The organism is Streptomyces sp. MNU89 (assembly GCF_020982505.1).
GTDB classification, from domain to species: Bacteria; Actinomycetota; Actinomycetes; order Streptomycetales; family Streptomycetaceae; genus Streptomyces; species Streptomyces xinghaiensis.
In genome coordinates, this window is record NZ_JAJKLL010000001.1 from 6,571,045 (window position 1) to 6,584,197 (window position 13,153).

13 protein-coding genes are annotated in these 13,153 nt (G+C 71.0%); 10 read left to right on the top strand and 3 right to left on the bottom strand.

Annotated features, from left to right (window positions below; translation table 11 throughout):
* Positions 1-241: 241 nt before the first annotated feature.
* The 4 genes from E4N63_RS28205 to E4N63_RS28220 all read left to right on the top strand — a co-directional run bounded on the left by E4N63_RS28205 (position 242) and on the right by E4N63_RS28220 (position 4,919).
* On the top strand, positions 242-1,600 hold the full coding sequence (locus E4N63_RS28205; protein WP_230242003.1) for an aldehyde dehydrogenase family protein: 1,359 nt from the start codon (positions 242-244) through the stop codon (positions 1,598-1,600).
* Between the two features lie 257 nt (positions 1,601-1,857).
* Positions 1,858-3,303, top strand: a complete 1,446-nt coding sequence (locus tag E4N63_RS28210) for an MFS transporter (RefSeq protein WP_308188754.1) — start codon at positions 1,858-1,860, stop codon at positions 3,301-3,303.
* 26 nt (positions 3,304-3,329) lie between these two features.
* The gene (locus E4N63_RS28215; RefSeq protein ID WP_230242004.1) at positions 3,330-4,109 is read left to right on the top strand and encodes an ANTAR domain-containing protein; all 780 of its coding nucleotides are present in this window, start codon (positions 3,330-3,332) and stop codon (positions 4,107-4,109) included.
* 102 nt (positions 4,110-4,211) lie between these two features.
* Positions 4,212-4,919, top strand: coding sequence for an AAA family ATPase (locus tag E4N63_RS28220; protein WP_125622633.1), 708 nt, complete (start codon positions 4,212-4,214; stop codon positions 4,917-4,919).
* A gap of 73 nt (positions 4,920-4,992) precedes the next feature.
* On the opposite strand, the gene E4N63_RS28225 is transcribed toward E4N63_RS28220, so the two are convergent.
* Entirely contained in the window at positions 4,993-6,459 is a 1,467-nt protein-coding gene (locus E4N63_RS28225) for a glycoside hydrolase (RefSeq protein ID WP_230242005.1), read from the bottom strand.
* Between the two features lie 326 nt (positions 6,460-6,785).
* Entirely contained in the window at positions 6,786-7,220 is a 435-nt protein-coding gene (locus E4N63_RS28230) for a peptidase inhibitor family I36 protein (protein WP_125622631.1), read from the bottom strand.
* 239 nt (positions 7,221-7,459) lie between these two features.
* Between E4N63_RS28230 and E4N63_RS28235 the strand changes: the two genes are divergently transcribed.
* The 3 genes from E4N63_RS28235 (at position 7,460) to E4N63_RS28245 (ending at position 9,645) form a co-directional block, all read left to right on the top strand.
* Positions 7,460-7,927, top strand: coding sequence for a helix-turn-helix domain-containing protein (locus E4N63_RS28235; protein WP_374112845.1), 468 nt, complete (start codon positions 7,460-7,462; stop codon positions 7,925-7,927).
* Between the two features lie 52 nt (positions 7,928-7,979).
* The gene (locus E4N63_RS31310; RefSeq protein WP_230242008.1) at positions 7,980-8,936 is read left to right on the top strand and encodes a peptidoglycan-binding protein; all 957 of its coding nucleotides are present in this window, start codon (positions 7,980-7,982) and stop codon (positions 8,934-8,936) included.
* A gap of 169 nt (positions 8,937-9,105) precedes the next feature.
* Positions 9,106-9,645, top strand: a complete 540-nt coding sequence (locus E4N63_RS28245; protein WP_230242010.1) for a YrhB domain-containing protein — start codon at positions 9,106-9,108, stop codon at positions 9,643-9,645.
* Between the two features lie 189 nt (positions 9,646-9,834).
* On the opposite strand, the gene E4N63_RS28250 is transcribed toward E4N63_RS28245, so the two are convergent.
* On the bottom strand, positions 9,835-10,092 hold the full coding sequence (locus tag E4N63_RS28250; protein WP_230242011.1) for a hypothetical protein: 258 nt from the start codon (positions 10,090-10,092) through the stop codon (positions 9,835-9,837).
* Between the two features lie 168 nt (positions 10,093-10,260).
* Between E4N63_RS28250 and E4N63_RS28255 the strand changes: the two genes are divergently transcribed.
* The 3 genes from E4N63_RS28255 to E4N63_RS28265 are packed head-to-tail and all read left to right on the top strand — an operon-like array spanning position 10,261 to position 13,018.
* Complete coding sequence (locus tag E4N63_RS28255) at positions 10,261-11,163, top strand: ThiF family adenylyltransferase (protein ID WP_230242012.1); 903 nt, start codon at positions 10,261-10,263, stop codon at positions 11,161-11,163.
* A 26-nt stretch (positions 11,164-11,189) separates the two neighbouring features.
* Complete coding sequence (locus E4N63_RS28260) at positions 11,190-12,404, top strand: hypothetical protein (protein ID WP_230242013.1); 1,215 nt, start codon at positions 11,190-11,192, stop codon at positions 12,402-12,404.
* On the top strand, positions 12,404-13,018 hold the full coding sequence (locus E4N63_RS28265) for a DUF6879 family protein (protein WP_230242014.1): 615 nt from the start codon (positions 12,404-12,406) through the stop codon (positions 13,016-13,018). The genes E4N63_RS28260 and E4N63_RS28265 overlap by 1 nt, the downstream gene beginning before the upstream one ends.
* The last annotated feature ends 135 nt before the right edge of the window (positions 13,019-13,153 follow it).

Consider the following 13,153-nt stretch of genomic DNA (forward strand, 5'->3'; position numbering starts at 1 on the left):
GGCGGTGAACAGCTTCTCCGCCCGGCGGTGGACGCGCTGCTCGCGGGCTGCTCGGCGACGCTGGCGCCGCCCCTGATCCGCGCACCCGGCGGTGAACCCGCCCGCACCGCTCGTTCCCCCGACCGCCGACCGCCGACCGCCGACCGCCGACCGCCGACCGCCGACCGCCGACCGTCCCTCCGGCTCCCGTCCCCGCCCGGCAGCCCTCCCCACCACCTCTTCGACAGAACGGGACACGACCATGACAGCGACCCCGGCCACCCACCAGGCCACCGGCACCGGATTCACCACCGAGCACGCCGCGGCCCTCACCGGCCGCCTGCGCGCCACCTTCCGCAGCGGGCGCACCAAGCCGCTCGCCTGGCGCAAGCAGCAGCTCTCCCGGCTGCGCGCGCTGCTGACCGAGAACGGCGACGCCATCGCCGCCGCCCTCCACACGGACCTCCGCAAGAGCCGCGCGGAGTCCGACTCCATGGAGATCGCGAGCACCGTCACCGAGATCGACCACTACCTGGAGCACCTGGAGGACTGGCTGCGCCCGCGGCCCGCGGGCGTCCCCGAGGCCGCCTTCCCCGAGGGCACCACGGCCCGCACCCAGTACGACCCCCTGGGCGTGGCCCTGGTCATATCCGCCTGGAACTACCCCGTCAACCTGCTGCTGGTACCGGTCGCGGGCGCCCTGGCCGCGGGCAACGCGGTGGTGGCCAAGCCGAGCGAGCTGTCCCCGGCCACCTCGGCGCTGATGGCCCGGCTGCTGCCGGAGTACCTGGACGCCGACGCCGTCGCCGTGGTGGAGGGCGCTGTCCCGGAAACCACCGCCCTGCTGGCCCAGCGCTTCGACCACGTCTTCTACACCGGCAACGGCACGGTCGGCCGCATCGTCATGAAGGCGGCCGCCGAGCACCTCACCCCGGTGACGCTCGAACTCGGCGGCAAGTCCCCGGCGTTCGTCGACCGCGACGCCGACGTGGCCGCGACGGCCGCACGGCTCGCCGCCACCAAGTTCGCCAACGCCGGGCAGACCTGCGTCGCCCCGGACTACGTCCTCACCGACCCCGGCACGGCCCGCGCCCTGGAAACGGCCCTCACCGAGGTGATCGGGCAGCTCTTCGGCCCGGACCCGCAGTCCTCCGACGCGTACGCGCGCATCGTCAACGAGCGCCACTTCGACCGTGTGGCGGCGCTCCTCGACTCGGGGCGGACGGTGACCGGCGGCACCCACGACCGCGCCGACCGGTACATCGCCCCCACGGTGCTGGCCGACGTGGACCCGGACGCACCGGTGATGCGGGAGGAGATCTTCGGCCCCGTGCTGCCCATCGTCACCGTGGACGGTCTCGACGAGGCGATCGCCTTCATCAACGAGCGCGACAAGCCGCTCGCCCTGTACGCCTTCACGGACAACGACGTCACGCGGGAGCGGCTCGCCGCCGAGACCTCCTCCGGGGCGCTCAACTTCGGCCTGCCCATCTACCACCTCGCCGTCCCCGAGCTGCCGTTCGGCGGCGTCGGCCCCAGCGGCATGGGCAACTACCACGGCCGCCACTCCCTCGCCACGTTCAGCCACCACAAGGCCGTCCTGGACGTGCCGCTCGCCTGAGTCCCCGCACCGGTCCGGCCGGCGTCACCCGCTCCGCCGGCCGGTCCGGCCCCCGGACCCGCCCGGGTCCGCACGCCCAGAAAGCACCGACACCGACATGCCACCAGCACACCGCACGCGGCGGCCCCGGGGCGTCCTGTCCCCGTTCCGGGGCCGGGACCGGGGCCGCGGCTCCGTCCCCGGCCGCGTCCGCACCGCCGGCCCCGCCCCGGCTCCGTCCCGCGCCCGTTCTCGTCCTGGCGCTCGGACCCGCCGCCATGGTCGTCTCCACGATGCAGACCCTGGTCGTGCCGATCCTGCCCGTCATCCGGGACGAGCTGTCCCTCACCTCCTCCGCCACGAGCTGGCTGATCACCGCGACCCTGCTCTCCGCCGCCGTGTCCACCCCGCTGCTGGGGCGGCTCGGCGACCAGCGCGGCAAGCGGCCCGTCCTCCTCGGCGTCCTGGCGCTGGCCGTCGCCGGTTCCGTCCTCGCCGCCACGGCCGGCTCGCTTCCCCTGCTGATCACCGCCCGTGTGCTGCAGGGAGCCTCCACCGCGATCTTCCCGCTCGCCCTCTCCGTCCTCCGCGACGAGCTGCCGGCCGACCGGCTGCCCGGCGCCATGGGGTTCGTCAGCGGAACCCTGGCGTTCGGCAGCGGATTCGCGCTGGTCGGCGCGGGACTGCTCACACGGGGCCCGGAGGCCGGCTACGACCGGGTCTTCTGGTTCGCCGCGGTGCTGTCGGCCGTCGCGCTGGCGGCCGTGGCCCTGGCCGTCCCGCCGTCACCGCACCCCGCGGGCGGCCGCACGGACTGGGCGGGCGCGGCCCTCCTCGCCACCGCCCTGGTGCTCTTCCTGCTGCCGGTCTCCCAGGGCAACACCTGGGGCTGGGGCTCGCCCCGGGCGCTCGGCTGCCTCGCGGGCGCGGCGGTGGCGACGGCCGTGTGGGCGCTGGTGGAGCGCCGGGTGCGGGAACCGATGGTGGACCTGAGGATGCTCCTGCAGCGGCCCGTGCTCTTCACCAACATCGCCGGCGTGCTGCTCGGCTTCGGCCTGTTCACCCAGTTCATCGGCGTCTCGTACCTGGTGCAGACGCCCCGCGAGATCGCGGGGTACGGCTTCGGCGCCTCCGTGCTGCGAACCTCCGTCGTCTATCTGCTGCCGGGGGCGACGGCCTCACTCCTGGCGGCCCAGCTCGGCGGGGCGCTGGTCCGCAGGATCGGCGCCCGGATCACCCTGGCCGCCGGAGCCTGCGCGGGAGTCGCCGGCTTCGCCGTCCTCGCCCTCGCCCACGGCACCCCCGCGGCGGTCGTCACCGGGGGCGTCCTGACCGGCATCGCCGTGGCCTTCGGCTTCGCCACCCTGCCCGCGTTCATCGTCGCCGGCGTACCGGCGCACCAGAGCGGCATCGCCAACGGCATCAACTCCATCTCCCGTTCGGTGGGCAGCTCCGTGGCGAGCGCCGTCGTCACCACGCTCCTCGCCGCCGACACCCTGCCGGACCTGCCCCCGGGCGCGCCCGCGCTGCCCGCCGAGACCCAGTACACGCTGAGCTTCGGCCTGGGCGGCGCCGCCTTCGCCCTCGTCGTGCTCGTCGCCCTGGCCGGGCTGCGCCGCGACCGGCCGCCGGCCGTTGTCGTCCTGGAGGCGGGACCGGCGGCGGACCGGCCGGCCGACACCCCCGAGGCGGCGGTGCTCCCCGGCTCCCCGCGGAGTGTGTGAAGCCTCAACCGGGTTACGTTCTGGGTATGGCACCGTTCGACGCGTCCCCCAGCGACTTCGAGGCTGTGTTCCACGCCACAACCGCACCCCTGCTCGTCCTCACCACCGATCTGGTGATCCGCGACGCCAACCGGGCCTATGCGTCGGCGACCTTCCGGGAGCGGGAGGAACTGCTCGGGCTGCACATGTTCGACGCGTTCCCCGACGACCCCCACGACCCGCGGGCGGACGGGGTGGCGAACCTGAGCGCCTCGCTGCGGCGCGTCCTGCGGGGCGCGGGCGTGGACACCATGAGGGTCCAGAGGTACCCCATCCCCTTCCGCGACAGCCCGAGCGGCTTCCGCGACATGTACTGGAGCCCGGTCAACAGCCCCGTCACCGACGCCCACGGCGAGATCACCGGGATCCTGCACCACGTCGAGGACGTCACCGCCTTCCACGAGGACCTGCGACGCGTCGAACGCGCCTACGGGCAGGCCGACACCCCCACCGCGCGCACCCACTCCGCGGTCGCCCAGCGGCGCTACGCGGAGCACGTCGAGCAGACCACCGACGACACCAAGCGCCACCGCGAACTGGAGGAGGAGATCGCCCAGCTCCGGCAGGCGCTGCGCTCCCGCGGGGTGATCGACCAGGCCATCGGCATCGTCCAGGCCGAACGCCGCTGCAACCCCGAGGACGCCTTCCAGCTGCTGGTCGACGTCTCCCAGCGCACCAACCTGAAGCTCCGCGACATCGCCGGCGCCCTGGTGCGCCTCGCCGAGACCGCCCCGCCCGGGCCGCTGCTGCCCGAATACCCGGGGTAGCGGGGCGGCCCGCTCGCGGGGGCCCGGGCGACCGCCCGCGGACGGCGACACCGCTGGGCCGGCGCCGAGAGGGTCAGGCCCGCCCTGTGCGAGACTCGGCCCGTGATCGTCGAACGCGCGTACGCACATGTGGAATCGCACGACGAGGGGGAGTGGCCCTGGTCCGTGCCCTGTGTGCGCGGCCTCCTGACGGACGGGCTGCGCTTCACGGCACCGGTGACCTTCCTCGTCGGCGAGAACGGCTCGGGCAAGTCCACCCTCGTCGAAGCCCTGGCGGAGGGCTTCGGGCTCGACCCCTACGGCGGCTCGCACGAATGGCGCTACGCCAGCCACCGCGGCAAGTCGGTCCTCGGCGAGCGCATCCGCTTCGAAGCGGCGCCGCGCGGACGGCGCATGCTCGGCAACTGGTCCGCACGCACGGGCTTCTTCCTGCGCGCCGAGACCGCCCTCGACGCGCTCGACCGGGAAGGGTTCGCGCCCGACTCCGTCAGCCACGGCGAGGGCTTCCTGGCGGCGTTCCGGGGCAAGTTCCTCCGCCCCGGTCTGTATGTGATGGACGAGCCGGAGGCCGCGCTCTCGTTCTCCTCCTGCCTCGAACTCCTCGGCCACCTCGACCAGTTGGTGAAGAACGGCGGCCAGGTCATCTGCGCCACCCACTCCCCGCTGCTCACCGCCCTGCCGGGCGCGGACATCATCGAGGTCGGCGACCACGGCCTGCGCCGGACGGAGTGGAGCGACCTCGCCCTGGTCGACCACTGGCGCCGCTACCTCAACGACCCGCGCGTGTATCTGCGGCACATCCTCGACTGAGGACGAGCCCCGGCCCACGGCCCCGGCGCACGGCCCCGGCTCACGGCCGTGCGCCGGGCCCGCGCGGCCGCCCCTACTCCGTCACATCGGTGATCTCCAGCGTCTGGACCTGGCCCGCCGCGAACGGCACACTCACGGACTTGCCCGTCAGACGGGTGTCGGTGCGCCGGGTGTAGAGGTCGCCGCCGCCGGAGGTGTGCGTGGACCAGCGTGTCACCTGGCCGCCCGGCCCGCCCGCCGCCCGCCCGAAGAGCGAGAGGTCGAAGGTCAGCGTCTGCGCCTGGTCCGGGTTGACCGCCACGACGACCAGCCGCCGGGCCGCCGGATCGTACGCGGCGATGCTGTTGCCCGCGCTCGTGCCGAGAATCCGCATCCCGGGCCGGATGTGCCGGGTGAACTGGGCGAACACGTAGTACTTGGTCTGCACGGCCCCCGGCTGCAGCGTGTCCGGGTCGTACGCGATCATGGCCCAGCCCGGGCTGGGGTCCATCACCTGCCAGTAGACCCACGCGCTGGGATGCAGCCAGCGGAAGTCGAGGAAGAGGTTGGTGGCCATCGACAGGCCCGTGGCGTCGTTCTGGCCGGTCTCGGAGTTCCACAGCGCCTTGCCCGCGCCGGTGACCTCCTGGTGCAGCAGATCCCGGCGGCCCCCCGAACCCTGGTAGCCGTGGACGTTGACCCGGTCCACCAGCGCCCGGGTCCCCGCGTCGAAGGACGCCCAGGTCGTGCGGGCCAGGTCGTAACTCGTCTCGTCGGACGCGGCGATCGGCGTGCCGGACAGCCCGAGACGGTCCAGCTCCGTACGGAGATGACCCAGCACCGTGGCCTGCACCCCGGCGTCGATGTGGCAGCCCTCCTGCCGGCCGTCCGCCCGCCACCAGTCGGAGGACGGCTCGTTGAACGGCTCCACGGAGACGAACGGCACCCCCCAGGCGTCACGGGACCGCTGCGCCGTGACCGCGAGATAGGTGGCGAACTGCCGGTGGTTCCACGGCTGGAGGTTGTTGCCGCCGTCGGCCGCCCCGGACGGGTTGTGGTTGAGGCACATCCACCACATCGGGGAGTTGGAGAACAACTCGGCCTTGGCGCCGCGGCGATGAGCGCGGAGCAGGGCACCCCGCTGCTTGGCGTCGACGTTCCAGTTCCAGGCGGCGGAGTCGGGATCCTCGTCGCGCCAGTCCTGCCAGAAACCCTCGATCTGCTTGAAGCGGGGGATGTTGGGCGAGACCGCCATCGACTCGCCGTCCACGCTGTTCCAGCTGCACGCGCCGAGGTTGTAGCGCGCGATGTTCAGCCCCAGGCCGGGGAGCGTACGGCCGTCGTACGGGACGTCGCCGAGGGTGAAGAAGGCGTCGGCGAAGTCGTCCCGGTCGCCGAAGACGTTCGCCCACCAGGCGAGCGAGGTGCCCCAGCCCTCCCAGGCCCCGTAGTCCGTGCCCGGCTCCACCCGCACCGTCGCATCGGCGTGCGCCGTGCCCGGGGCCACGGCGGTGCCCAGCAGCACCCCGCCGGCCGCCGTCAGTAACGTCCTGCGCCTCACGAGCGTCTCCTCTCGTCCGTCTCCCCGGCCGGGTAGCAGCCTGGTGGGGCGGGAGGGAGTTGTCGAGAGGGCGGGAAGCGCTTTCTGTCAACGGGGAGCGGGGAATGGGGCGGCCCGCCGCAGCCGTGTGGTCGGCACGGCCGCGGCGGGTGCCCGTACGGGCGGTGACGGCGTGCAGGCCCCGCACCCGCCCGTCGCCCGTCGTGCGCCGCCCGTCGCCCGTCGTGCGCCGCCCGTCGTCCGCCGCCGCGGCGGCCGGCCGGGGCCGGACCCGGTGGGGTCGGGTCCGGCCCCCTCCCGGGGAGGCGGGTCATGAGGGGCAGCCGTCAGCCGCAGCTACTGGTGATCCACTTGTGGGAGCGGACCTTGTAGGTGCCGGCCAGATTGCCGCCGTGCTGGTTGCGGGTGCAGCCGACCCGGTCGGTGTAGTTGGCACCCTTGTAGTAGGCCACGCCCGAGTAGCTGCCGGTGCCGGCGTTCCACACCGACTTGACGTTGGTGGTGGCGGCCCAGGAGCACTTGATGGCCCCGTTCTGCCAGTCGGGGTCGGCGATGTCCCAGGCGCACTTCCTGCCGGTGAAGTCGTAACCGGTCCAGAAGCACACGTCGCCCGTCGCGCAGTCCACGGCCGCGGGCGCGGCCGGCGCCGCGGCGGCGGAGGACGTCGGCAGGACGAAGGCCGTGGCGGCCGCCGCGCTGACGGTGAAGGCGGCGAGCAGGGGCGCGGTCCGGCGCCCCTTGCGTACGGAAGGGAAGTGCATGGGCCCGTCTCCTCGGAGTTCGTTGGCTCGTGCGGAACGGGCTAGACGCTCGCAACCGGCCGCCGGCACGGGCAAGGAGATCGGCCGGGACGGGACGCCTGGGACGGTGCGGTGGTCCCGCCTGGCACGTTGCGGGACGGCTGGGACGGAAGTGGGATGCGCTGTCGGCGTTCCGTGGCAGAGTGGGGCCGGGGCGGGCCGACCACCGTCCCGCAGGGTGTGGCAAGGGGGGTGCGCCGATGACGGCGTGCGGGGAAACCGAGCGGTTCGCCGCGTTCTTGCGTTCGCTCAAGGACCGGTCCGGAATGAGCTACGAGGCGCTGGCCAGGAAGTCCGGGATGAGCGGCTCCAGTCTGCACCGCTACTGCCGGGGGACCTCCGTCCCGCAGGATTACGGAAGCCTCCACCGGCTCGCCGTCGCCTGCGGAGCGGCCCCGGACGAGCTGCGCACGCTGCACCGCCTCTGGGCCCTGGCGGACGCGGCCCGGGAACGGGACGCGGCGGGGAGCGGGACACGGCGGAGGAGCGGCGCGGCCGGGAGACGGCGGAGGAGCCGGGCGGACCGGGGACGGCGGGGAGACCGGCACACGTCAACCGGCGGAGCGGGAACGCCAGTCGGCGGACGGGGCCGGGGCGGCCGGTGCCGGGGCGGAGACTGCCCGGGCCACGCCCGCCGCCGGAGCCCTCGGAGCGGCCGGTGCTGCTGAAGGCGCCAGATCTGCCGAAGCTGCCGCCGAGGAAGGCGCAGGCACCGCACCGGTGAGTGACACCGGACCGGCCGGCGGCGCCCAGGCAGGCGGCGGAACAACGCCCTCGCCGAAGAGCGGGACGGAGGAGGACGCCCGGCCCGAAGGCGCCCCCCGAACCGGCAATGTCCCCCGGACCGAAGACGCCCCGGACAACACCGCCGAGCACACCGGGACGGCCGCATCCCCCGCTCCCCGCGCTCCCGCCGGTTCCGCCGAGGACCACCGGAACGAGCGCGCACCCTCCGCCTCCCCGGGACGGCGCCGGGTGCGGGCCGCCGTCGGGGTCATCGCCGCGGCCCTGGCCCTGAGCGCCACCGCCTGGACCGTGGCGACCCTGACGGCTCCGTCCGGAAACGGCGGAAGCGCGGGCAGCACCGGCGGGGCCGCCGAGAACGGCCGGCGGCTGCTCTTCACCGCCTCCTGCAGTCCTGTGGTGGCCATGGGCCAGCACGACGCCTGCGCACGGGAGGTGCAGCAACTGCTGCGCGCCAAGGGCGCGGACATCGACGTGGACGGGAACTTCGGCCCGCAGACCCAGCGAAGAGTCACCGCCTTCCAGGTGCTCGCCGGCCTCAAGCCCAACGGGGTCGTCGGCGATGCCACCAAGAAGGCGTTATACGAGCAGCCCGTGAAGATGAGCGTGTGGCCGCCGGAGAAGGTGCGCGAGCGCATCCGCGAGGTGTTCACCGAAGCACCGGACCGAGCGGTCGTCATCGCCGACTGCCAGTCCTTCCTCGACCCGCTGCACATCCTCCCGAACACCAACGGCTCCAGGAACTGGGGCGTGTTCCAGATCTCCGACATCCGTCTGCGCGACCTCGGCGGCACACCGCGCCAGGCCCTGGACCCGGAGTGGAACATCCGGGCCGCCAAGCGCCTGTGGGACCAGCACCGGGACTTCCGCCACTGGCCGCACTGCGACCGGGTTTTCACCCCTTCCCCGGAGTCATCGGACACGGCACGCTGACCGGGAGCCGGGGACGCCCAGCGATGTACCTTCGCGGCCGGTGCCCACTCCCCCTCCGGGCACCGATGACGTTCGAGGGGGGCGCCGCGTTTGAGATCTCGATCTGGGGATGTGCGACTGGTCCGGTCGGAATCGAAACCCGGTTGCGCCGTGGTGAAAGATGAGGGACGTGGTCACCAAGGAACGGGCCGTGGAACTGGTCGAGGACCTGCTGTCGAGAGAGCGGCAGGAGTCACCATGGATGGCAGGGCCGCCCGAGCTCGCTGTCCTCGATGTGGAGGAGCACGCCCTCGGGTGGCTGGTCTTCATGCAATCGGTGGAGTACATCCGCAGCCGCGATATCGGGAAGATGTTGGTGGGCCATGGTCCCTATCTGGTGGACCGACAGGACGGGAGCATTCACCACATCCCTGTCACTACGTTCGTCGGCGAAGGCTGGGAGGAGCTCTACCTCCAACAGATCAGAGGTGTTCGACCACCCGATCCGCTGATCACGGATGTCCTGGCACTCGTGTGCTCCGACGGGACCATGGCCGCGATGCGCCACGTACGGAAGCAGGCCCCGTTGTTGGGACCACAGCAGGCGAAGGCCTATGTCACGGCTGTCCGGGACGGGAAACAACCTGCAGAGGAACTGGTGGGCCTCACCCGAAAGCCGGAGATGTGCCCTCCGTTACCCATCAGTACGTTGGCGGGCCCGGCTCGGTAGTGGCCAGGCAAAGGGGAGGTCCGCGATACTCGTTCGGTCCCAGTCACAAGCAGGAGGCCGGCTCGGCGTCGCGCCCCGTCACGACGAGACGCTTGCGCGTCACCCAGCCGGCCTCCGCCTCCGCGCCTCGGCGGTGTGGACCAAGGCCTCAGTGGAGATGGGAACCCTTGATCACAACATCGAGCGGGTTCAGTTGCTGATCCCTTGGCTTTCGCCCGTGGTCTCCTTCTTGTCCAGCGGACGAATCGTGATCTTGGTGGCCATGCTTGCCTCCCTGGTCTCGTCTGGCGCTAGCATGCCAACACTGCCACAGGGGCGTGGGTAGTCAAGTGGGTTGCTGCGGACGGGAGTTGCGCTGCGGTGGGGGAGCAAAGCAAGGGCGATGCCGACTTTTTGCGGCCGCGCGTCAAGCCTGAACACCGCCCCTACCGGACTGTCGATGGCCATGTGCGCATCGGAAGCGTGATCCACGGTATTGGAGCGGAGATCGCGGATCCCGATGGTTGGGTCTGGGCATTGACCCAGGCATTGGACGGATACCGCAGTCCGCGTCAGATCGCAGCTGAGGTCGCCGCGTCCCATGCAGCCGTTGACGAGGGTGCCGTCCTGCAAGCCATGGCCGACCTGAGGCAGGCCGGCTTTCTCGAGGACGCCGCCACAGGAGTTCCCGGAGAGCTCTCCGAGCGGGAGGAGGTCCGCTACGGCCGTGGCGTCTCCCTGCTCCGATGGATGGACACCTCGCCCAGAGGGAACAGTTGGGACTTGCAACTCTCGCTGTCCCGTGCGCGTGTCCTGCTGATAGGTCTGGGCGGTGCCGGAGGGATCGCAGCCCAGGGCCTGGTGGCTTCAGGTGTGGGGAGTCTGCACTGCGTGGATCCCGATGTCGTCGAACTATCCAACCTCAACCGCCAAGTGCTCTACCGCGAGCGTGATATCGGCCGGGACAAGGTGGAGGTGGCTCTGGAATCACTGCGAGCGCTGAACTCCGATGTCGCCTTAACGGGCGAGGTGGACGAGGTGCGGAACGCCGAGGACCTCGTGCGACTGCTGCAGAAGCGGGTAGCGGGGACAGAGGGATACGACCTCATGGTGCTGAGCGCGGACCGTCCGGCTGCCATACGCTCCTGGGCCAACCAGGCATGCCTGGAGACGGGCACGCCGTGGATAGACGGAGGATATCGGGGGCCACTGGTCACGGCAGGCGCTTATGTGCCCGGCAAGAGCGGCTGCCTGGAGTGCTACAGATCCTCGCAGGCGGAGTCACGCGACCTCAGGCTTCCGCCCGGTCAACACGAGGACACCGTTTCTCCTCGGATGCCGTGGAGCCCGGTGAACGCCGTCACTGCGTCTCTGGCAGGCGCTCTGTTCGTGTACGCCGCCATTGCGGTGCTTACCGGTGTGCCGCCGCTCCACCCCGGTTTCCGCCTGGAGTTCAACCTCATGCTCCCAGGAGAGCCTGGATGGGAGCCGGTGCACCGTCGACGCGACTGCCAGGTCTGTGGTGAAGCCGTGAGATGACGGGGGACCGAGGTGAGGGCGCAACGGTGGCTGTCCGCCCCGACTCCCGGGTGCTGCTGCACCGGCTGAGCAAGCGGCCGGACGGCGATGAATGGATCGTGGGGCGCCGCGAGACCCGCGTATTCGTGGCCCTGCCCCACATCGGAGTCGAGGCACTCGGTCTGCTGGAACGCGGCATGAGCGTCGCTTCGGCGCAAGCGGAACTGCGCGCCAGAACGGGGGAGGAAGCAGACCTCGTGGAGTTTGTACAGGGCCTGTTGACGGTCGACTTCGTGGCCGAGGTCGACGGCAGGAAGATCTCCTCGGCTCCGACGACTCCCGAAAGTTTTCCGAGGTTGCGAGCACACCATGTGCGGTTTCTGCTGCGTCCGTCGCTCCCCTTGCTGCCGACTGTTCTGGTTGCTGCCGCCTTGGCGGTTCTTCTTGCGCGTCCGGAGCTGATTCCGACCCATCGCGATCTGGTGTGGAGCTCGTACGGGACCCTGGTGGTGGCGGTTGGGCTGATTGTCGGCTGGTCGATTGTCTTCCTGCACGAGGTGGCGCATCTCGCCGTGGCACGGGCTGCGGACGTTCCCGGGAGGATAAGTTTCGGAACGCGGCTCCAATTCCTTGTGATGCAGACTGATATCAGCGGTATCGAACTCGCTCCTCGACGCCATCGACTGACCGCCTACCTCGCCGGTATCGGGGTCAATCTCGCTGTCGCCTCCACGGCGGTTTTGTTGCTTGCCCTGGTGCCGCCGAACACAACGGCGCACCGTCTCCTCGCGGCCGTGGTGCTCTGGGCGGCCCTGCCCCTCACCTTCCAGTTCATGGTGTTCATGCGGACCGACGTCTATTTCGTCCTTCAGGACCTCACCGCTTGTCGCGACCTCTACGGCGACGGCCGGGCCTACGCCGGGCATTTGGCCAGACGGCTGCTCCGAAGGGAGTCGGTGGGCGACGACCCGAGCCGTAGTCTTCCCGCTTCTGAGCGGCGTGCGGTCCGGATCTACAGCTTCGTCATGGTGGCCGGAACTGTGCTCTGTCTGGCAGGATTTGCCGCTTTCACCATTCCGGCGGAGATTCGCCTGATCGGCAGGGCTTGTGTTCAGCTGAGCTCAGCCAGGTCCCCACTCGATGTATCCGACGCCGCATTTACCCTTGCGGCCGTCGTCGGCGTCCATGCCATCTGGTTCGTTACCTGGCGTCGGCAACGACGGTCCCGGCGAGCCACTGTGAAGGAGAGGAATTCCCCGTAATGCGTGAGATTTTCGATGGCGCCCATGGAACCCGGCTTGAACAGGCGTCCTACACACCCGACTTCATGGAGCGATTCTGGCGTATCGGGGCCGAGGGCTTCTGGAAGCTGGAGCGGATGCAGCATTATGACGAAGGTGACTTCCCGAGCTATGTGGCGTTCCGCAGTGGCGACTGGGGGCACTCGCTGCAATTGATCGAGGAGTTGCGCCCGGAATACGAGGAGGAGTTCGGGAAGATCACCGAATCGGGTATCGGCCTGCACCGCGTGCGGGTCGTCGAGCGGCCCGTCACGCCGTATATCCAGTGGGAGCTGAACGTCCTGCATGTCAAGCAGGAGTACGGGGAGGAGGTGTCCGTGCTCGAAGCGGAGCGGGTCGCGCAGTACGAGCGGGCGGAGCCCTTGCCCGAACTGTGCGTGCTGGGCTCCGAGGCCGTCTACGTTCTCGACTACACCCCTGCGGGCGTGCCCGACGGCGCCACGCGCTTCACCCAATCGGACGTCGTGGCGCGGTCCCGTGCCTTCCTGCGCGAGTTGTACGCGATGGGGGAAGGGGTGGAGGCCTACTTCCCCCGGGAGATCGCACACTTGGAAGCGCCGGACCCGGGGCTCTGAGCAGGTTCAGCGGTTGCGGCGATGACCGTCGGCCGCCCCATCGCCGAAGCGGGGTGCGGCGGGACGGTCACGTTTGGCCGGGCGGAACGGGCGTGGCCTGGTGGTAGTACATCTGCCACTGTCTGTCCGTGCCAC